At 45.2% G+C, this 21,978-nt stretch carries 13 protein-coding genes; all 13 read left to right on the plus strand.

The genetic code is table 11. The annotated features are described in order from the left end of the window. Positions 1–246 precede the first annotated feature (246 nt). The 13 genes from ABQ275_RS10635 to ABQ275_RS10695 all read left to right on the plus strand — a co-directional run bounded on the left by ABQ275_RS10635 (position 247) and on the right by ABQ275_RS10695 (position 21,952). The gene (locus ABQ275_RS10635; protein WP_349318279.1) at positions 247–3,378 is read left to right on the plus strand and encodes a SusC/RagA family TonB-linked outer membrane protein; all 3,132 of its coding nucleotides are present in this window, start codon (positions 247–249) and stop codon (positions 3,376–3,378) included. Positions 3,379–3,400: 22 nt separating this feature from the next. Next, entirely contained in the window at positions 3,401–4,903 is a 1,503-nt protein-coding gene (locus ABQ275_RS10640) for a RagB/SusD family nutrient uptake outer membrane protein (protein ID WP_349318280.1), read from the plus strand. Between the two features lie 254 nt (positions 4,904–5,157). Beyond that, the gene (locus tag ABQ275_RS10645) at positions 5,158–5,502 is read left to right on the plus strand and encodes a DUF1801 domain-containing protein (protein ID WP_349318281.1); all 345 of its coding nucleotides are present in this window, start codon (positions 5,158–5,160) and stop codon (positions 5,500–5,502) included. A gap of 169 nt (positions 5,503–5,671) precedes the next feature. Next, positions 5,672–6,631 (plus strand): hypothetical protein, encoded by a 960-nt coding sequence (locus ABQ275_RS10650; RefSeq protein WP_349318282.1) that lies wholly within the window; start codon positions 5,672–5,674, stop codon positions 6,629–6,631. 122 nt (positions 6,632–6,753) lie between these two features. Then, on the plus strand, positions 6,754–7,887 hold the full coding sequence (locus ABQ275_RS10655) for a tetratricopeptide repeat protein (protein WP_349318283.1): 1,134 nt from the start codon (positions 6,754–6,756) through the stop codon (positions 7,885–7,887). A gap of 703 nt (positions 7,888–8,590) precedes the next feature. Beyond that, the gene (locus ABQ275_RS10660; protein ID WP_349318284.1) at positions 8,591–11,656 is read left to right on the plus strand and encodes a TonB-dependent receptor; all 3,066 of its coding nucleotides are present in this window, start codon (positions 8,591–8,593) and stop codon (positions 11,654–11,656) included. Between the two features lie 11 nt (positions 11,657–11,667). Continuing rightward, the gene (locus ABQ275_RS10665; protein ID WP_349318285.1) at positions 11,668–13,179 is read left to right on the plus strand and encodes a RagB/SusD family nutrient uptake outer membrane protein; all 1,512 of its coding nucleotides are present in this window, start codon (positions 11,668–11,670) and stop codon (positions 13,177–13,179) included. A gap of 71 nt (positions 13,180–13,250) precedes the next feature. Further along, positions 13,251–15,287 carry a glycoside hydrolase family 36 protein gene (locus ABQ275_RS10670; protein WP_349318286.1) on the plus strand — a complete coding sequence of 679 codons (2,037 nt, stop codon included), beginning with the start codon at positions 13,251–13,253 and terminating at the stop codon, positions 15,285–15,287. A 132-nt stretch (positions 15,288–15,419) separates the two neighbouring features. Then, positions 15,420–18,239, plus strand: coding sequence for a hypothetical protein (locus ABQ275_RS10675; protein WP_349318287.1), 2,820 nt, complete (start codon positions 15,420–15,422; stop codon positions 18,237–18,239). Positions 18,240–18,242: 3 nt separating this feature from the next. Next, positions 18,243–19,169, plus strand: coding sequence for a DUF5107 domain-containing protein (locus tag ABQ275_RS10680; protein ID WP_349318288.1), 927 nt, complete (start codon positions 18,243–18,245; stop codon positions 19,167–19,169). A gap of 9 nt (positions 19,170–19,178) precedes the next feature. Then, complete coding sequence (locus tag ABQ275_RS10685; protein ID WP_349318289.1) at positions 19,179–20,000, plus strand: SDR family oxidoreductase; 822 nt, start codon at positions 19,179–19,181, stop codon at positions 19,998–20,000. A gap of 19 nt (positions 20,001–20,019) precedes the next feature. Beyond that, the gene (locus ABQ275_RS10690) at positions 20,020–21,153 is read left to right on the plus strand and encodes a hypothetical protein (RefSeq protein WP_349318290.1); all 1,134 of its coding nucleotides are present in this window, start codon (positions 20,020–20,022) and stop codon (positions 21,151–21,153) included. A gap of 13 nt (positions 21,154–21,166) precedes the next feature. Beyond that, on the plus strand, positions 21,167–21,952 hold the full coding sequence (locus ABQ275_RS10695; RefSeq protein ID WP_349318291.1) for an MBL fold metallo-hydrolase: 786 nt from the start codon (positions 21,167–21,169) through the stop codon (positions 21,950–21,952). Positions 21,953–21,978 lie beyond the last annotated feature (26 nt).

Below are 21,978 nucleotides of genomic sequence, written 5' to 3' on the forward strand. Positions count from 1 at the left end.
TCAAAAATTGGGTTGACGGGTGCAACTATATTAAAATTGAGTATCATTGATATGGCATTAAGCTGATCAGTTTACCAGTGACGAAAGAAAATCCGTAGCAATATATAAGTATTCAGCCTACCAACGAAAGAGCAACAATCAGCCAATCAGGACCGGAATTAACAACTATAGAGCCATTCAGAAGATGTATGCAGGAAATGCAGGCATCTCCTTAAATAATTATTGCTGATCAAATCTATACCCAACATGAAAAAAAAGTTACTATTTTTTCTGACATTCCTTATCTATTACTGTGCGGGAGTTTCAGCTCAATCCAGAACGGTATCAGGTACTGTAGTGGATGCCAACAACGGGATGCCGGTTCCGGGTGTAGCAGTAAGAGAAACCGGTACCGCAAAAGCTGTTCCTACTGACAACAAAGGCCATTTCAGCATCAGCGTAAGCAACGACGCCACGCTGCTATTTAACTATATTGGGTATGAGCCGCAGCAAATAAATGTCAGCAATCAGGATAACATTACCGTAAGGTTGCAGAATAAAGACAAGCAACTGAATGAGGTTGTGATCACCGCTTATGGCAACACCAAAAAGGAGGCGTTCACCGGAACGGCGGCCGTCATTTCCAATGAAAAATTCAAGGATCTCCAGGTGTCTACCATTACAGGCGTTTTACAGGGCAATGCCAGCGGCGTACTGGCGGTTAGTTCCACCGGTCAACCTGGTGAGAGTCCTACCATCCGGATACGGGGTATCGGCTCTTATAATGCCAGCAACGATCCGTTGATCCTCCTGGATGGCACCCCATACACCGGTGATATAAACAGTATCAATCCCGGTGATGTAGAAACGGTTACTATTTTAAAAGATGCCTCCTCCACCTCTATCTATGGCTCCAGAGCTGCGAATGGTATTATTCAGATCACTACCAAAAAAGGCAGTGGCAAAAGTAAGTTTGAATTTTCCGGGTTAACCGGTTTTTCAAAACGTGCTGTGAAAGAATATAAGACACTCAACGCTTCCCAATATTATGAACTCGCCTGGGAAGCCCTGCGCAATGATGCGGTGGACAACCCGGCGTTACTGACCCAGTTTAACCTTCCTACCGCAGAAGCATATGCCACCAACCAGGTGGTACCGCGCCTGGTGTATAATCCATTCAATGTGGCGCAGCCGGTTGGCCTGGACGGCAAGCTGGATGCGGGTGCAAAACTGCTATGGAATGATAACTGGATGGATGAAATGACCCACACAGGAATCCGGAACGATTTAAACATGAATGTATCCGGCAGCGATGCCGCTAATACTATCCGTTATTACTTATCCGGTGGGTATATTCACGACCAGGGTATTCTGAAAGAATCCGATTTCAAAAGATATTCCGGCCGGGTAAAAGTAGATGCTACCCCTGCCAGATGGTTACAGCTGGGTATTAATTCCAGTCTCGCCTATTCCAATCAGAATTATCCTTACCAGGGTAATGGCGCTGGTTCCAGTGGAATAGCCTTTGCCAGATCCATCGCTCCTATTTATCCTGTCTACCTGAGAAACTGGACAAACGGCAACTATGTACTGGATGGTACAGGCAATAAAATATTCGATTACGGCAACAACAGTGCTGAACAAGGTGTACTGCGGCCCGCAGCCGAAAACCGGCTTTTTAACCAGGGACAGAACCCGGCAGGTACAAACAGTATTAACCCGGTCACCTATGAGCGGTTAACCGCTAACGGTATCGCCTATGCGGGGCTGAATCTGTTCGACGGGCTGACTTTCCGTTCACAGTACTCGATGGATTATAACCAGGTTGATAATAACTTATTCTGGAATCCTTTTTATGGCGATGGTACTACCAGCGGCGGCTATAGCTTCCGGGGTATTACCCTGCTGTATGCGCAGAATTTCAGTAATGCTTTCACGTACGACAAAAAACTGGGAAGCATTCACCATATCAATGTGGTAGCCGGTATGGAAGCATTCAAACAGGTAAGTGAGTTGACATCAGCAGAAAGATCAGGCTTTACCTATCCTTCTCCTACCCAACCCAGCTATGGTACTACATCCAAAGCGGGAGGCACCAAAGATATTTTCAGGTTACAGAGTTATTTTGGCCGTGCAGGTTATGACATCGCTGACAAATATCACCTGAGTCTTTCATTGCGTACAGACGGCTCCACACGGTTTGCCAAAGATGCCAGATGGGGCGTATTCTATGCAGCAGGTGCTTCCTGGAACCTGGACAAAGAGAAATTCATGGAGAATGTGGATTTCCTGAGCCAGCTGAAATTAAAAGCCAGTTACGGTACCAGTGGTAACCAGTCATTAACGGGCAGCTTTCCTTACCTGGGTACTTACACAGCAGGCGCCAATGTAGGAGGTGCCAGCGGGTCTATTATTAATACCATTGCCAATCCGGATCTTAGCTGGGAAACACAGAAACAGCTGGACATGGGTGTTGAATTTGGTGTGCTGAAAGACAAGATAACCGGTTCATTCGTATACTTTGACCGCAGATCGGCCAGCTTGTTGTTTGAGCGGCCACTCCCGGGTTCTACCGGTATTAACTCCATCAGCGATAATGTGGGCGGTGTAAAAAACTATGGATTTGAAATAGAATTAAATACCGTTAATATCCGGCGTAAAAACCTGGAATGGCGTACATCCTTCAACGTTACCAAACTCAAAAACGTCATCACAGATGTAGCTCCCGGAACCAATCAGAAATTGGGTGGTAGCTGGTATGAATGGTACATGCAGGAATATGCCGGTGTAGATCCTACCGATGGAAAACCAACCTGGTATATGGATGATGCAGCCAATGCAGGGAGCAAAATAACCACGAAAAAATATAGTGAAGCCACCCGTTATTATTTGGGTAGCCAGCTGTCTGACTATACCGGTGGAATCACCAATTTTGTGAAGTATAAAAATTTTGATCTGACTGTGCTGGCTTCATTCGCCATAGGCGGAAATTTTTATAATGCTGATTATGGCGGATTGATGGGAGGAATGGTTAGTCTGGGCAGCAATTCAAGCACCGACCTTTTAAACAGGTGGCAAAGCGCATCTAATCCAGGGAATGGCATGGTGCCCAAGCTGATCACAACGGTTGATAACGGTAATTATAGTTCCACCCGTTTTCTATACGATCAAACGTATATGCGTGTACGTAATATCACACTGGGGTACCGGCTTCCGGAAGCGATGTTGAAAAGGGCTTCGCTCACTAATGTCAGGATTTTCCTGGATGTACAGAATGGGTTTACCTTCTTCGGCGGACCGAAAGGTGCTGATCCGGAAGCGGGTATTAGTGCCCAGGCACAAAATAACAACACCAGCACCAGTAAAATATTTTCCATTGGCATTAACGTGGGCCTGTAAAACTTTTAAATGCTGATTAATCATGAAACTATATAAAGTTATTGCGCTTATAGGTGTGAGTCTCGTTATGCTGACATCCTGCAAAAAGGAGTTCCTGGATGCCCCCAAACCTGAGAACGGGACCTTAACGGATAATATCATTTTTTCTACCAAAGCGGGTGCTGAGAATGCGTTGACAGGGATCTACTGGATCTTCCGTTCAGAAAATTATAATGGCTATTATGGTTATCCGAATAATTCCGGTAACCTGACCAACAGAGGGCTGCAAACAAGCATGTTCTTTTTTGAAGTGCGGGGTAATGATCTGTTTGATGGATATGGCAGCTGGTGGGAATCTGAAGGCGCCTGGGAAGAAAGTTCTTATGGACGCATTCAAACCGGCAGCCGCACCCAACAGATCTGGGATATGTTTTACAAAGCGATCAACAATGCCAATGCAGTTATAAAATATGCCCCTGAAGTTGCGGGTACTTCCGATGCAGAAAAAGAAGCACTGATAGCCGAAGCAAAAGCGATCAGGGCATATTCTTATTTTTGGTTGGCAAGGGCTTATCAGTTTACCTATGCAAAAAATCCTGATGCACCGGGTGTTCCTCTTTATACAGAACCGGCTTCCAAGCAAAGTGAGGGTAATCCGAGGGCGTCGTTAAAAGAAATTTACGCACTCATTGTGGCAGACCTGGATGAAGCGGTTGCCAAACTACCAGTTACCAGTGTAGATAAATACCGTATCAATAAAAACGTGGCAGCAGGCATCCTGGCGGAAGTATACCAGGAACTGGCCATGGCAGACAATACACTTTGGCAGAAGGCGATAGATAATGCAAAAGCCGCGCGTGCAGGCAATCCATTAATGAGCAATGCCAGTTATGCAGCAGGTTTTAATGATATCAGCAACCAGGAATGGTTATGGGGATTTCCGGTTCCTGAAGATCAAAGCCTGACGTATTATTCTCAGTTTGGGTATATGGATCAGCAAGGCGGTTATTACCGGAATATATTCGTGAACAGCGACTTTGTAGACCAGTTCAGTGCAACGGATACCAGGAAGTCCTTATTCACCTTTAACGGGGTGAATCCCGCAGCGCCGGCCCGCACCTATGCTACCCGGAAATACAGGTCGAGACTCGCTACTTCCATTACCGGCGATATTCTTGTGATGCGCTCGGCAGAAATGTATTTAATTGAAGCAGAAGCACTGGCACAGCAAAAGAAAATACCTGAATCGATTGACGTATTATTTGAACTACAAAGTTTTCGTGACCCGGCTGCTGTTAAACCAGCCGCCAACATTACACAGGCTGACCTGATCAAAATCATCCTGCTGGAACGCCGCAAAGAAATGTATGGAGAAATTGGTGTGCAGTTTTTTGATCTGAAACGCTACCAGCTGCCGTTGGAGAGAACAGGTAACCACCCCTATTTATTGACCATTCCGGCAAATGACCCCAGGTGGTTAATACAACTTCCTATCAGCGAAATAGATGCTAATAAAAACATTGCTCCGGCTGATCAGAATCCATAAAAGCGTATTTCATTAACCAGCAATAAAAAAAACAGGCATCATAAAAATGCCTGTTTTTTTTATGTCACTTTTTACTTTATCGTTTTCAGTATTTCCTGTGATTCGCTGATCATAACAGGAACGGCTATATTATGTGACCCACTTATAAGGGCGCAATTAACCCGTATAAATGTCGCGTTTACACCGCTTCCAGATAAATTTTGCAAAGTATGTTTGTACTGTTGAAAACAAGTATCATCATAAATACAAAAAACATGAACCAGGAAGTTACACAGTACATTCAATCAAAGCAGGACTGGCAGATAAAAGTATGCGAATTGCTTCGAAAAATGATCCTCAAAACCATTCCGGGTGTTGAAGAGCGGATACAATATGGCAAGCCCCATTACCTGAAGAACGGGCACTATGCATGTGTGATCAGCGTGGCAAAGGATAAGGTATCTTTTATGATCTTTAACGCCACCGCCCTGGAAGAGATCAAAGGGTTTTTCAAATCTATGTCTGGTCCGGAAAGAAAGACAGCTACTATCCTCCAGGATCAAAAGGTGGATTATGATTTGCTGTCATCGCTTTTAAAGCAGGCCACAGCAGCATTGTAGTAGCATATTGGCCGGATGGGTGTTCTTCGCTCCGGGACCTACCGTAGCGAAGTCCTCCCTTTAAAACCCTGGCCTTCTTTTTTTATTCCCGATAATTAACCTAAACTTGTTCTGAGAAAGTTGACTACTTCCTGGAAGATATCAGTTCATGCTTATAAAGAACACCAAAATGAAAAAGGCGCTGCTGCTTTTCATCTGCTTCATTTTAACTTTCTTTGCCGCCACTGCCCGGCAGGCGCCTCCGGATACCGTTAAAACCGGCATCTACATTACCAGTATACATGATATTGATTTCAAGCAAAGTGAGTATATGGTCAACATGTGGTTGTGGCTGACCTATAAAAATAAAGACTTCGATTTTTTACAGAACCTGGAAATCCCTTCGGCCAAAACATTCACCAGGTCCTATTCCACCATAGATACTTCCAATGGCCACACCTATATCCTGATGAAGCTGCAATGCACGATGAAAGATTCCTGGAAGATAAATAACTTCCCTTTCGACCGTCAGAAGTTAAGGCTCTCCATTGAAAACTCACAATTTGATTCAAAGGCCCTCGTTTTTTCAACGGATACGCTTGGGATACATTATGATCCCCGCTTCACTTTAAGGGGATGGAATATTGATAGCTTTGTTGTATCAACCGGTGTAAAAGCCTATGAGACTACGTTTGGCGATCCCGGTCTGGATCAGCCGCATACGGAGTATAGCTCATTCAGGGTAAGAATAGATATTGGGAGAGATGCCGGCCAGTTATTCTGGAAGATGTTCCTGGGCATGTATGTTTCCTTCCTGATCTCCTACATTTGTTTTTATATTCATGCAGATAATATTGACTCCCGGTTCGGCCTCGGTGTAGGCTCCCTGTTTGCCGCCATCGGTAATAAATACATTATTGATTCTTCGCTGCCGGATTCTACTTCTTTCACGCTGGTGGATACCCTGCATGGTATTACCCTGTTTTTCATTTTTGCGGTGATTACCTCTTCCGCCTATTCTCTTAAACTCATTAAAGATAATAAGGTGCAGCAAGCTAAAAAGATGGACATGGTACTTGCACAGGTAGTGCTGATAATTTATGTTTTGCTGAATGTCTACTTTATAACCCAGGCAAAAAATGGTGGATGATCTCCCCTATCCTCTTCTTAAAATAAAAAATTTCTTCAATAGCAGCATAATGATCACTTTATTATAACTAAATTTTTAGTTTACAAACTAATTATTTAGTTTTATAGTAAATAATCCAGGTTATGCGAAACATTATCGGACTTATCCTGCTACTGTTAGTATCATGTACAGCCTATACACAATCAACGGTAGACAGAAACAAGGTAATTGAATATTTGCAGGATCAACAGTATGAGGAGGCCATCGCCTACCTGCGTCCGGCGATAAATGATAAAGACGCGCGGGAAGTAGCTTTGCTCGCTTACACTTTTTACCTGTCCGGCAAAATAGCGGAAGCTGCCGACAACTATGAAAAAGTGTTGCAACTCGACAGTAACCATATACCGGCGCACCAGTACCTGGCCTCCATCAGGATGCAACAGAACGAATACCAGCCGGCACTGGTACATTATCAGCGCATAGTACAACTGCGTCCGCAAAATGCTGCTGCCTGGAAGCAACTCAGCTTTGCCGCATTTACAGCACAGCAGTCTGACTCCGGCTTCGCCTGGTTAAATAAAACATACGCATTGAATCCCGCCGATCCGAAAGTAGTGTCCCGGCTGGCAGAAGAATGGCTGGAAAGGAAGAATTTCGCATTGGCAGACTCACTGGTCAAAGTCTATCTCGCTGTAGATTCCCTGCAAAAAGATGTACTGATGACTGCGGCCAGAACTTCCTTCTTTAAAAAGGAATATCCCCGTACGATGGCTATCGGGGAGCAACTGAAAGCGCAGGGAGTCGCCTCTCCTAACACCTTTATCTATATAGTGGCAGCCTGTTATACCCTGAAAAAATATACAGACTGTATCTCCTTTTATGAATACCTGCTTCTAAGCAATACAGCCTCCGAGAGTATCACCTATTATACCGCTCTCGCCTATACGGCGTTGAAGAAGTACACAGAAAGCAATGAACTACTGCACATATGTATTGATCTGGCTAAATCCTCCAGCCTGGAGAACTACTATAGCAGTGCTTCCGTTAATTATGAAAACCTGCAACAATTCAAACCGGCAGTTGCTTGTCTTGATACCGCCTATTATCTTTCTCACCGGCCCATAAGACAGTATAGCATCGGCAGGATCTATGAAACCGGCTATAAAAATGAAGCGGCTGCCATGAAATATTACAAGCGGTACATGCGGTTGTATAAGCCTGGCTCGCCCGAAGAAAAGGATATCTATCAGTACCTGAAAACAAGAGTGAAAAAATAATCACGGCTAATAAATAACCACGCAACCCCTATCCCCATTCTCCTTCTCAACAATATTCCCAACTAATAAAGAAACGGGGGAGCAAAAAATCATGCCCCTACAAAACCTAGAAATGGTTTTTATAACGTAGATTATGGAGCAGAAATAAAGATCAATCTGTGCAGGTTTTAAACTTGCCAAGTGAAAAGCTCCTTATCATCAGGAAATAAAATACCTATTCAGGCGCTTTAACTTTATTTTATCCAATCTGTTACCCATGTTATTAAAGCATTTTTTTTTGTTATTTTATCGGAAGTTTTTTCTTCCACGCGATAGTAATTTCACAGTAATGAATGATATTATTTCACTATTAGCATATGTGTAGAATTACTGATGCATCAAATTCATACAAGGGTATATTTAGCGAAATAAAATTTTAAGATTCCACTTATGGTCATATAACACCAGTAGCATTATCAATAATGGTCAGGGATTGTCATACCGTTACCAGGTGCGTTTTTGCCTGGATGGAAGAATAATGCCACCCGCCCAAAAAGATCAACCAAATCACAACAGGAATAAAGGGATAGCCGGAATCCGGACATGAGAAATGCGTGCTATTTCAAACATGCACCTCTTTCTTGCTCCGGTTCTTATGTCGTATTGCTCAACATTAATGAAGCGTCGAATTTCACGATTATTAAATTAAAACAAACCGCCTACCATGTTAAAAGAAAGATTTGTTTTTTATCAACCAGGGATAAAAGTTTTCCTGATATCCTTTTTATTGTTCCTATCTTTTAATGTTTATGCACAGGAAAAAGTTACCATTACAGGTACCGTTATATCAGATACCAATGAACCACTACCGGGCGCCTCTGTAAAAGTAACAGGCGAGTCTACCGGTACTGTTACACAAGCCAATGGAACTTTTACACTTCAGGTAAATAAAGGAGCTACGATCGTATTCTCTATTGTTGGTTACGAAGAAAAACGGATTACAGCAGGTAGTGGTGGCTCAAAGTTAACGATACAGCTTAGCTCCAGAACTTCCGCTTTAGATGAAGTGACCGTAGTTGGTTATGGTACGCAGCGGAAAGTAAATCTTACCGGTGCCGTGGCTTCTGTATCCAGTAAAACCCTGGGTACAAGTTCCGTTCCCAATGCTGCAAACCTTCTCCAGGGAAGGATAGCCGGTCTGGAAGTTGTACAACCAACCGGTAAGCCTGGCAATGATAATCCACTCCTCCGGGTCAGGGGAATGGGCTCTTTCGGCGCTTCCTCAGCACCGCTGGTTTTGATAGACGGTGTTTTGGGATCGCTATCCAATATTGCACCCAGTGATGTTGAGAGCGTAACTGTGCTGAAAGACGCAGCCTCCGCTTCTATCTATGGAGCAAGGGCCGCCAATGGTGTGATACTCCTTACAACAAAACGAGCAAACCTGGGCGCAGCCTCGCTTGAATATAAACTGGATATAGGTGTTCAACAAGCAACCCGCACGCTTGATCTGATCTGGAATTCCGCAGAATATATGACGATGTACAATGCTGCCCGGTTGAGATCAGGAAAGACGGAAGTGTATACGCAGGCACAGATAGATGCTTATGCAAATGCAACGGACAGGATTCAGTATCCGAATTATAACTGGCCCGAACACCTCTTCCAAACAGCAATGGCCTATAATCACTCCCTAAGCTTTTCCAAAGCAACTGAAACGAGTAAGTTCCGGTTCTCCCTGAACTATTCAGACCAGGGCGGTATCCTACCGGTTTATGCGGCAAAAAGGTATACGGCTAATTTAAATTATGAAAACCAGGTATTGAAGAGGGTCAAAGTAGGTACGATTATCAATTTTAATAATATCAGTGCTATTGAGCCACAGGGTGGCGGCGCCGTTGACCAGATGAGAGGTATTTATAACCGTACACCTTTGGCGATGCCCTTTTTACCGGACGGCAGAAAGTCATCAGGACGCGCTTATGACTCAGAAGCATTCAGTGTGTGGGCGCCCATCACGTATACCAACGGTGACAACAGGATGAATACCTATTCTGCCAAGGCACAGGCCTATGTAATTGTTGATCTCCTCAAAGGCCTGCAGTGGGAAACCAAGGGCGCTTTTGGTTACGATAACTACTTTAGTAAGCTGCATACTTTTAGTACTCCCGGTGAGTATTATTATTATCAAAAATTACCCGGTGCAACAGATTATGCGGTTGACCAATCTGTAGGTACACCCATCACGTTGGGTGTATACGACTATAGCACTACCTCCATTACGCCTACCCTCTATTCAACACTGAAGTATAATACCAAAATCGGTGACCACGAAATTAATGCGATGGCGGGGTATGAACAACAGTCTAATAATTTCAGGGTCTTGTCCGGCAGCAGGATAACATTCCCAACAGCGGACCTGGCAGAATTAAATGCAGGTAGCCCTACTGGTCAGAATCTTGGCGGCACATCCACTGCTTGGGGGCTTCAGTCCTTCTTCGGACGGATAGGCTATGATTTCCGTGGTAAATATTTACTGGAAACCAATCTTCGCTATGATGGTACGTCACGTGTATATAAAGATCATCGCTGGGGCGTATTCCCCGCCGTGTCGGCCGGATGGAGAATTTCCGAAGAACGATTTTTGAAAGACAGACTGAGCTGGCTGGATAACCTGAAATTCCGTGGATCTTATGGATTGCTGGGGAACCAGGAGATCGGCCTCTATCCTTATCAGGACATTTTCAGCAATGCCAATTATTCTTATGGCAGTTCTGTTAGCCAGGGCGTTGCAGTTACCCGTATGACGGATAAGAATCTGCACTGGGAACAAACCAAAATCCTTGACTTTGGTGTGGATGTAAACGGTTTTAATGGCCTCATCGGAGTAGTTTTCGACTGGTATAAAAAAGATGCCTTCGATATCCTGGCAACACTGCCGGTTCCCGGAAGCCTCGGTTTATCCGGCCCCACTACTAATGATGGCGCGGTTCGCAATACGGGTATGGAACTGGCTATAACACATAGCAATAATATCCGCAAACTGCACTATGATGTCAATTTCCAGATCGCCAGTAATAAAAATAAGGTCATGTCTATATTGACCCCTACCAAAGGAGCGATCGAAGTTGGCCTGCCTTATAATTCATACTACATCTACGAATGGGACGGCATTTTCCAGAGCCAGGAAGAAATAGATAAATCACCCAAACAAAATAATAATCCGAGACCCGGCGATCTGAAAATAAAGGACCAGAACGGCGATGGCATTGTAGACGCCAATGACCGGAAAAGTTATACCCGCTTCCCCAAGTATAATTATTCATTGAACCTGAATTTTGCCTGGAAAGGTTTTTCATTAGCAGTTTTCTTACAGGCGGTCGAAGGCTCAACGTCTTTTTTGAATGCTGGCAACTGGACATCCTTTCCCTTCCGCGAAGGTATTCCCCCAAGTGTTGAATACCGGAATGCCTGGACACCCGAAAACCACAGCAACACAATGCCTGCGGTACATGATTTCTCTTATGCAGGCGTATATGGATACACTTCAAGTTTTCTGCTAAAGAACAGTTCTTACATACGATTAAAGAACACTTACTTGTCCTATGCTTTACCTCAGCGTCTGTTGAAACCAATCAAAGCAAAAGAGCTGTCTGTATATGTTTCCGGCAGCAATTTATTAACGTTTACCAAATTTAAAGATGGTGACCCTGAGGGCCCCGAAGGCGCGGACCTGAATCAATTTCCCCAGCTACGCAGTTTCAATTTTGGTTTAAACGTTAAATTTTAAATATACGAACCATGAAAAACATACATTTTTATATACTTACTGCCATCGTTATAGCAGCTGCTTCCTGCTCAAAAATCCTGGATAAAAATCCAACAGACGCTATTTCAAGCGCCACCTTCTGGAATACAGATGCAGATGCACAAATGGCTTTGTCGGGCTGTTATAATAAGCTCTATGGCTGCTGGTCTTTAAATTTTAACCGGTGCTACCTGGATTGTCTCACCGATAACGCCTTCGGGCAATGGGGTGGTGCCAGCTACAATATGGACGTGATGTCTACAGGCAACCTGACACCAGCTACCAATGGTGTTAATTACAATGCTTATTACCGGGGGATTGCCGGCTTCAACTACTTTCTTGGCAATATCGACAAAGTACAAACCATAGATCCGGATAAAAAGAATACGTATATCGGTGAAGTCAAATTTCTGCGGGCGCTGGCTTATTTCGACCTGGTAAATTTTTATGGTGATGTGATCTATTATAAGGAAAGTCCTGCCACCGCCGAAGATGCCAAAATAGCCCAAAGTCCAAAGGAAGAAGTGCTGGCGGCCATTAAGGAAGATTTGGATTTTGGCATCGCCAACCTGCCCAATACACCCTATGCCGGACATGCGGTAAAGGGAAGCGCCATGGCCTTAAAAGTAAGAGTATTGTTGTATGAAAAGAAGTGGCCGGAAGCTGCTGTTCTGGCAAAACAAATTATAGATGACGGAAAATTTAGCCTGGCAAACAATTATGAAGGCCTGTTTCTGACACCGGGGCAAGCCAACAACCCGGAAATAATGTTTTCAACTGTTTACACCGCACCTGATCTGCCACAGCAGACCTCCGAAGGCAGGGCCTCCAACACCCAATTTGGCTGGGGCTCTCACATTGATCCCTACTACGATCTGGTAGATGCCTACGAATGCACCGATGGAAAATCTATCACTGAATCTGCTTTGTATGACGCCGCCAAGCCATGGTTAAACCGTGACCCGAGACTTAAATTTACCATCCGTTTACCGAATGTAACCTGGCCCGCAGGCGAACCGGCAGGTGCGCCCAGTCTTACCGGCATAAATATGCAGAAGTATGTGGATCTTTCACAAGCGCCATTTAGCGGCGGATTTAATTCTTCCTACGACCAGGATTATGTGCACATCCGGTATGCTGATGTATTGCTGATGTACGCGGAAGCACAAAATGAAGCAGCAGGTCCTTCCGCTGGTGTATATGACGCATTGGATAAAATAAGGGCAAGGGCAGGTGTAAATATGCCGCCGGTAGACAGAGTAAAATACAATGCTCAGGATGTGTTAAGAGATTACATCCGTCATGAAAGACGCATTGAGCTGGCACTGGAAGGACAAAGGTATTTTGATCTTAAACGCTGGCATATCGCGGATGTGGTATTGCCGAAAATTAAAACACCGGGAGGATTACCGCTTGTTTTTATTGAAGATTATTATGTACTTCCCTTTCCTCAATCAGAGATAGATATCAATCCAAATCTGAAGCAAAACCCTGGCTATAGATAGTTTGAATTTTTTATTAAATCCTCTACTAAACAACATTGAATATGAATGTAGCAGCAAGAAAAACAATTAAAATGGGTAAGATAAAAATACTGTTCCTCTTCACCCTGCTTGCTTTTCAACACGAAGCATTTTCCCAGCAGGTAAAAGGTACAGCATCAAAAGCGGTTGACGGGCGCCAGTGGATCCGGCAGCATTTTGCAAAAGGTAAGGTGCCCCCATTTTCTTTTGTTTATGGGGGAAAAAACTCAGCCGATTTTATTAAGAGCTGGGGATATAAAGTAGAAAAAGGCACGCCATCGGGTTCAAATACGGAAACGTCTGTTTACACTTATTCTGATAAGCAGAGCGGTCTTGTAGTAAAATGCCTGGTTACCTGCTTCAATGATTTCCAGGCGGTAGAATGGGAACTAAAATTCTCCAATACTTCCGAAAATAATACACCACTGATCGAGAAAGCAGCCGTGATTGACCAGACTTTTGGAACTACCGAAAAAGGTAGTTTCAATCTCTATCATGCAAAGGGAAGTAATGCGGAAAGAAGCGACTTTCAACCGATCGATGAAAAGTTGGAAGTGGGCAAAAATATTTATATGACGCCAACTGGTGGCCGCTCTTCCGACAACACGGCTTTCCCGTTTTTTAATATTGGTCTTCCCGGACAGCAGGGAATTGTGGTAGCAGTAGGATGGTCCGGAAAATGGTATGCCGACATCAACCAGCTAAATGAAAAAACGATCTCCCTTAAATCGGGTATGGAAAAAATGAAGCTGGCCCTTTATCCGAAGGAAGAGATCCGCACACCCAAGATCTGCCTCCTTTTTTGGAAAGGAGAAGACAGGATGACCGGTCACAACCAGTTCCGTCAATTTGTGCTGGCTCATCATACGCAAAAAATGAATGGTAAGCATGTGGAGCTGCCTTTGGCCGCCTTTCTTGCCCGTGGTGGTCCGTCTCCCTGCAATGAACACGTTTGCGCCACAGAGGGTTTTGCGGTGGCAGAGATCCGCAGACATCAGCAATTCAATATCGTTCCGGAAGTTTTTTGGTTGGATGCGGGCTGGTATTCCTGTAAAGGCCAATGGCCCAACACAGGAAACTGGACACCCAATAAAGAAAATTTCCCCAACGGTTTAAAACCGGTTACTAACGCGGCACATACTGCGGGCGCTAAATTTATTCTATGGCTGGAGCCGGAACGTGTTACCGAAGGAACAGAATTTGCCAATAAGAATCCCGACTGGATCATAAAAATCGGTAACAATAAAAATTTCCTGTTTGACCTGGGGAACACCGAAGCACGCTTGTGGATGACAGATTATGTTTCTAACCTGATCAAAAAAGAAGGGGTAGATTATTATCGCCAGGATTTTAATATGGATCCGATGCCCTACTGGACAGCAAACGACAAACCCAACCGCACCGGTATTTCCGAGATCAGACATATCGAGGGTCTGTATGCTTATTGGGATAGCCTGCTCGTTCGCTTTCCTGACCTGCTGATAGACAACTGTGCCAGTGGAGGCCGGCGCATCGACCTGGAAACAACATCACGTAGCTCTCCTTTATGGAGAACGGATTATCAATATGGAGAGCCAAATGGTTCGCAGTGCCATGCCTATGGTCTTAATTTTTATCTACCGCTTTCCGGCACCGGTAATGTTGTAAGTACGCCGTATGCATTTCGCTCCAGCATGAGCAGTGCGGTGGCTTTAATGTGGGATATCAACAATTCCTCCAGGTCGCTCCCGCAAATGCAAAAATGCATGCAGGAATTTAAACAGTTGCGCCCTTTTTATTATTCTGATTATTACCCGCTTACCCAAACAGATAACATGACGAAGGACAACGTTTGGCTGGCTTACCAGTTAAATCGTCCGGAAGCAAGTGATGGAATTATCATGGCCTTCAGGCGCGAGGACGCTCCGGAAGAATCTATCCAGGTTCAACTGAGAGGCATTGATAAAACTGCATCGTATGAATTGCTGGACGAAGACACGCAAAAAAAGATCATTCAAAATGGGGAGCAACTGAGCAATGGGATCGCCCTATCACTGAAGGAAAAAAAGACATCCCTGTTGATCAGTTATAAGAAAGTAAACAACCAATAATTTTTAAGATAGCATAGATATAAGAGGAACGCACTATTTTAATAAAACGTAAAATGAATGGACAGGGCTCGCATCGTGACAAGAATTTTTTCAAAGTCCTTTGCGGCCCCATTCATAAATCTGATATCCAGCATGTTCAAAACAATGATTAAAAGTTACAGCATCAAAAAAATATCGCCCATACTGGTGATTGTCTTTTTGTATACGGGTATTGCTAATGGACAGGCTATACTTCACGATCCGCCGGCGAAAGAAAATATCCAGTTAGACAAAATGGTCGGTCAACCGGTGGACATTGCTCCCTGGGCATATTCCTGGCGTGCCGACCAGGCCGTGCAGGACAAACCGGAAGCATATTTTATCCCGCGCCGCCTCGGGCGCATGGATAAAATTTACCGGACCGCTTTTTATCAATTGCCGGAGGCGGAATTAAAAAGTATTTACTACAAGATGCCGGACTTGCTTAAACCGCTGCCACCTCAGCCCAAAAGTCCGTTACAGGCGGGATTGCTGTGGCGCGGAACCCTTTCGAAGTACCAGGTACAATTGAACTGGCCAGCCGATCGGGACATCCCTTCACCGGATGCAGTTGAAGTGCGGGTTTATCCTACCTCCTATGGATGGTTTGGCTGGACCGTTGATAAAATACTTGACCATCCGCAGGTTTCCGCCGACAAGCGCACCTGGACTTACAACGTGGATTCCACCGCTAAGATGGACTGGGCATTTAGCTTGCAGGTAAATGCAGCTACAGAAATGGTTGCAGTATTTTATGAAGATAAAACCACCACCGTCGTACCCAACATACAACTGGTTAGCCCGCAGGTAGGTGTATGGAAAAGAATGGACCTGGAAATTGAATGGGGTTTTCAACAAGGAATAGCGCAGACAGATTTTGATGGAGTAATTGAATCCGATATGGCGATTGCGGGTACCGCATCTCCATTGCTAAACGATAAAGGAACAACCATCACTGGTGACCACGCCTGGCAATCCCGGTATGTAAATGCCACCAGGCGGGGTATCACTTTGCCCATACTATATGCTTCCGGCGAATACCCGGCACTCGATAGCCGCATCACTATCCGGACCGGCAAGGGCGGTTTTTCGTTTCGCCCAGGCGATTTGGAAAATGGCCCGATATTAATTCCCGAACAGGGCATTTTTATTACAGCAGCAGGCAGCGGAAAAACAGCCCGTCAGTTTGCCGAAAGCTTAGCGGGCAAGCAATTGAAAAATAGCCGGCAGTTAACCCTTGATCACCGGGAAGCTGCCTCCTGGGAAGAGTTGATGCAGAACGTAAGGTTGTCAACCTGTCCCGTGGGAACTGTCATCCCATCGCTACCTGTGGTTCCCGAACCCCCTATGCAGGTACAACTACCGGATTCGAATTGGACCAATGCCTGGCGTGCAGCTTCCTTTCAGTTAACCGGCCCGCATATGTGGGGCGGACTTGCCTTTGAAGTGGGCCGCGTGGCTCATCAGATGGACCTGGTGGGATTGCACAAGGAAGCTGACAGAGTGTATACCCATTTTTTAAGAAGTCCGGGTGTGAAGGCAGATGGTGACTATGTAGATGCAAATGGTGCACTGGAGTGGGCCACCAGCATGCGGCATGATATGGGATACTCGCATGATGGCACACACGCTTCCACCGGCCGCCTGCTTTTTGCTATGGCCGATCATTATTTTCTGACCAATAACAAAGAATGGTTCCGCACCAATAAAGTTCGGATGCAGGCTGCGGCAGATTGGATCATCCGTCAGCGGACACTTTATCTTAGTGACATTCCCAAACGGGAAGAGCTTTTGATGGCCGGACTTATGCCTCCGAGCATGGTGGGTGATTATGCCCTACCCGCTTCCGACTGGCACTGGTATTATGCCAATGATGCCATGGCACTCCAGGGATTACAGCGGTTCGCCGATGCCCTGGTAAAGTTTGATTCGGAAGAAGGAAATAACTATCGCGATGAAGCATTGCAATACAACCAGGATATTCGCAAGGCCGTGGAAAAACAGGCTGCTAATTATCTTGACCAGGCCAATTCCTATAGAGCGGACATCCGTCGGGCGGTAAAGCAGGAGGCGATACTATCCCCGGTGCGCCGGCTGGGCAACGGCACTTACGGCAGTTTTATCCCGCTTGCGGCATATACCCGTGGCGAGATGTTAAGTGTTGATTTAAAGGCTCCGCAACGAAGCCTCGAAGATGTGATCATGGGATCGCTGCCACTGGCCGAGCCATTCAGCGCACTGGATGCCAAAGAAAGCAGCATGGTGAATACGCTGGATGTGATGGATGAAGCGATTGTTTATAATGAAGGCAGCCCCGCTGCTGATCAAAACCGGAAAGCGAAAGGCGCAATAACGAAAGATGCCTGGTTCTGGAACACTTATTCGGGCCTGCCAAAAGCTTCACACAATGCCAACATCTACCTGCTTCAGGATGATGTACCAAATTTTTTGCGGTTCTGGATGAATGCCTATGCAGCCATTGTGGCCGCTGACGGAAGGTTCTGGGAATGGGGACATTTGGGAGATTTCGCCAATTGTACCAGTCCTGATAACGGTACTGCAGGCTGGTTCATGGAAAATTTCCGCAACCTGTTGATTATGGAAGACAATCAGTCTCTTTGGATAGCCCGCGCCACGCCCCGTGCATGGCTGGAACAAGGTAAAAAGATCAGTGTGAAAAATGCACCCACCTATTTTGGCACAATGGCTTATGAAATTGAGTCCAACGTGAAAAAAAGGCAAATCAATGCAACCATCGAAATACCAGGTGCTCACCCGCCTAAGTCGGTATTGCTGCGGTTCCGTCATCCAAAAGCAGCACATATTAAAAGTGTGCTGGTTAATGGTAAGCCATGGACTGCCTTTAACAAAGAAAAAGAATTAATCGAGATAACTGGTTTGTCCGGAAAAGTGACTGTAACCGCCAATTATTAAAAAATGATGCATTCGAAATATAAAAATAAAGACAGTATTGTAATGGAAAACGCCGGCATCCGGGCGGAGTTTCTTCCCGATCCTGGTGGTAAAATGGTCTCTTTGATCAATAAAAAAACGGGGTATGAATATTTGTTACAGCGCGAAAATGAACGCTACCGGGATCAACCCTTTGATGGTGTTTTCGTAGAAGGTGAATGCGCTGGTTTCGACGATATGTTCCCTACCATTGATGTATGCGAATATGAAAATGAACCCTGGAAAAACATTAAAATGGCGGATCATGGTGAAGTATGGTCGTTGCCATGGAATTACCAGTTTAAAGATGATTCATTGCATATGTCTGTAAACGGTGCCCGCTTTCCGTACACGCTTGAAAAGAAGATCTGTTTCACCGGCGAAGATTCAATCCGGATGTACTATACGCTCACGAACAATAGTGCCTTCGACTTTGAATTCCTTTGGGCCGGGCATTTAATGATCAACATAGAAGAAGGCACCAGGGTAATTGTACCCGATGACTGTAAACAAGCCATTACTATTTTAACGAATGGGAATGGAAAGTTTGGTGACCTGCGTGACTGGCCCAATTTCAGGGACATGGATGGCAACACCTACCGGGCAGATATCAGTCGCCCGGAAAATGTAAAAGGTTTTGAAAAATATTACTTCAATAACAAGTTGGCCGATGGCTGGTGCGGGTTGGAATATCCTGGCAATAAAAATAAATTAACAATTGCTTTTCCTGTCGACACGGTTCCCTACCTGGGAATACTGATGAATGAAAAGGGATGGGACAACCTTTATAATATTATCATCGAGCCCTGCACCATTTGCTACGATCGTCCTGATGTAGCAAAAAAACATGGACAGGTAAGCAAAGTGAAAGCTTTTGGTAAATACAACTGGTACATCAATTTAACAATTTAATTTTTAGATATGTCAGGAAAAATGATTGGGAAAAAAGTATTGGTAACCGGTTCCGGTACAGGACTGGGCCGGGAAACAGCGTTGGAATTTGCCCGGCAGGGAGCTATGGTGGTGTTGCATTATGCACATAGTAAAGATGGCGCTGCATCTGCCGTGAGTGAAATAACAGCCGCCGGCGGTAAAGCCACCGCTATTAAAGCGGATCTGCAGGATGCAAAAGAGGCCGTACGACTGGCTCGCGAAGCCATTGACTTTCTGGGCGGCATAGATGTACTGGTTAACAATGCCGGTATCTCCATGACACTTGAATTTGAGCAGGTTACTCCTGAACAGTATGATACCGTTTACAACGTGAATGTAAGGGCGCAGTTTTTTATTATGCAAACTGTTTTGCCGGTGATGGAAGCTGCCGGTGGCGGCGTCATTATCAACCTGTCTTCTGTACATGGTATCAGGGCTTGTAAGGGCCATTCCGTGTATGCCGGTACCAAAGGCGCTATCATTGCCCACACACGGGAGCTGGCTGTAGAACTGGCCCCTAAAGGCATCCGGATAAATGCCGTGGCACCGGGTGCTGTACCTGTAGAAAACCAGTTCAAAGCAGCGGGAACAGATGATTTCAGTGAACTGGGGAAAATGATTCCCTGTGGATTCCCGGGCACACCACTTGATATTGCCAAAACAATCATCTTTCTGGCATCAGACGATGCCAGGTATATAGTCGGACAAACCATCGTAGTGGATGGTGGTACTACTTCCTGGATGTCTTTCAGTGATGGATTTAATAATACAGGACTACGGCTGGGCAAAGGTTATGTGCCAGGTCTGTAATTCATTCAACTAAATTTTCATGATGCTGTATACGCTGTTATTGAGCCTTCTTTTTAAAACATCTCCGGTTAACCTGCCGGAAAAGGATAGCATTATATTTCCTGCGGCGGTTACTGTGTATGTCAGCAAGGATGGCAACGATAAAACCGCTGTTGCGGGCAGCAATAGCAAACCCTTTCTCACCCTCACCGCAGCGTTGGCAGCTATTCCCGCAGCAGGTGGTTGCATCCTGATTGGTCCGGGCGAATTTGCATCACCGGAACACGCCGATCTGAAGTCGCATCTCATGATAGCTGGCGCCGGAAAACCGGTGCCTGACTGGAACAGGGAATACGATAGGAAGACAGGGAAGCTCCGGTTTACTCCCCCGCAAAAACTGGTGGGAGGTACCGTATTAAAAGGAACACTTGATTGCTCATTGCTGGAAAATATCATCGTTAAAGATCTGGGTGTGGACGCAGGCGCTACATGGTGTAAAGAGTATAATAACGGCGCTCCGGCAGAAGCATTGATTTTTGCACAGCGTTATAACCTGAAAGGAGGTCTCTCCGGCGCGGATGGTATTCATGAACTACAAGTACTATCTCCACCCAGACAAGGTATTGTTGTGGAAAATGTGGCGGCCTTGTGCAGGGATGCACGGGCACCTGTACATGCTATGTTATTTGAAAATTTATATTGCCCGCAAATCAGTAACGTCTCTACTTATTTCGGGGTACATGGTGTTGTGCTTAAAACGCAGGGGGGATTACTAACCAACCTGGATGCGCATGGACATTTCTCGAACGGACTGATTCTGAAATCCAATGATTATGCTTTTGGCAACGGGATCAGTGTAAGCAACGTTTACATCACTTCCATTATGCCGGGTGATGGCGGCGGAATCAGATTGGTAGCAGACATCGACACGCTGAAGCATATTACCGTCAGCAATTTCGTGGTAGAGGATGCCCGGTTTGGTATCACCAATAATGGTGATGTGGATGGAGCTATCATTGCAAACGGGCATCTGCTGAATTGTTCCGACTTCAGTATTTCAGTGGATTCACATCTCTCCCATTCTATATTTTCTAACATAATAGAACGCAGGTCGGGTCGCACAACGGTCATCTCCGGAGAGGCGCTTCATAAGCGTACACGCACCAATCAATAAAATATGAAAAGCTATGGAATTGCTTAAAAAGATACAGGAAACTGTTGTTGACAAGGGTGAAATAGCCCTCTTTTATCTTGCCCAGGCAGGTTTCTGCATCCGGACGGCCAGTGGTAAAACAATCGTCATAGATGCCTATCTGTCGGATGCCTGCGAGCGGTTGTTCAATTTTAAACGGATGATACCTGCTGTCATCGGGGCACATGAATTAAACGCCGACCTGTATCTCTGTACGCACCATCATGCTGATCATTTCGACCCGGATACCATTCCGGTTGTTGCAAAGAATGAAACTACATTTTTTGTAACGGCACCTGATTGTGAAACATTATTGAACGAATTGAATATTACGCCGCAACGCTATCATATTTTAAAGGAAGAACAACAATGGCAGGGAGCAGAAATACAGGTCAGGGCCATATTCGCAGATCATGGAGAGCTGGCTCCGGACGCCGTTGGTTTTTTAATTGAAGTGGAGGGTATAAAAATATACCATGTCGGCGACACTGCTTTCAGACCGGAAGAAATCATGCGCTCCTTACACACAAATGTAGATATCATGATAGCGCCCATAAACGGGCAATATGGTAATATGAATGCTTTTGAGGCCTGCCGGTTAGCAGCTGAGATAAAACCGAACATACTGATTCCCTGTCATTTCTGGATGTTTCTTGAACATGTGAGTGAAGGTGGTAAAGGCGATCCTGCCACTTTTCTGCAGGAGGCTTCCCAGTTACCGGAAACAGTAAAAGCCATGGTAATGGCGCCGGGTGAAGTTTTTATCTATGCTAAACAATGATCCGGTCTTTCATACGTATTTGTCAC

This window comes from Chitinophaga sp. MM2321 (assembly GCF_964033635.1).
Lineage (GTDB): Bacteria > Bacteroidota > Bacteroidia > Chitinophagales > Chitinophagaceae > Chitinophaga.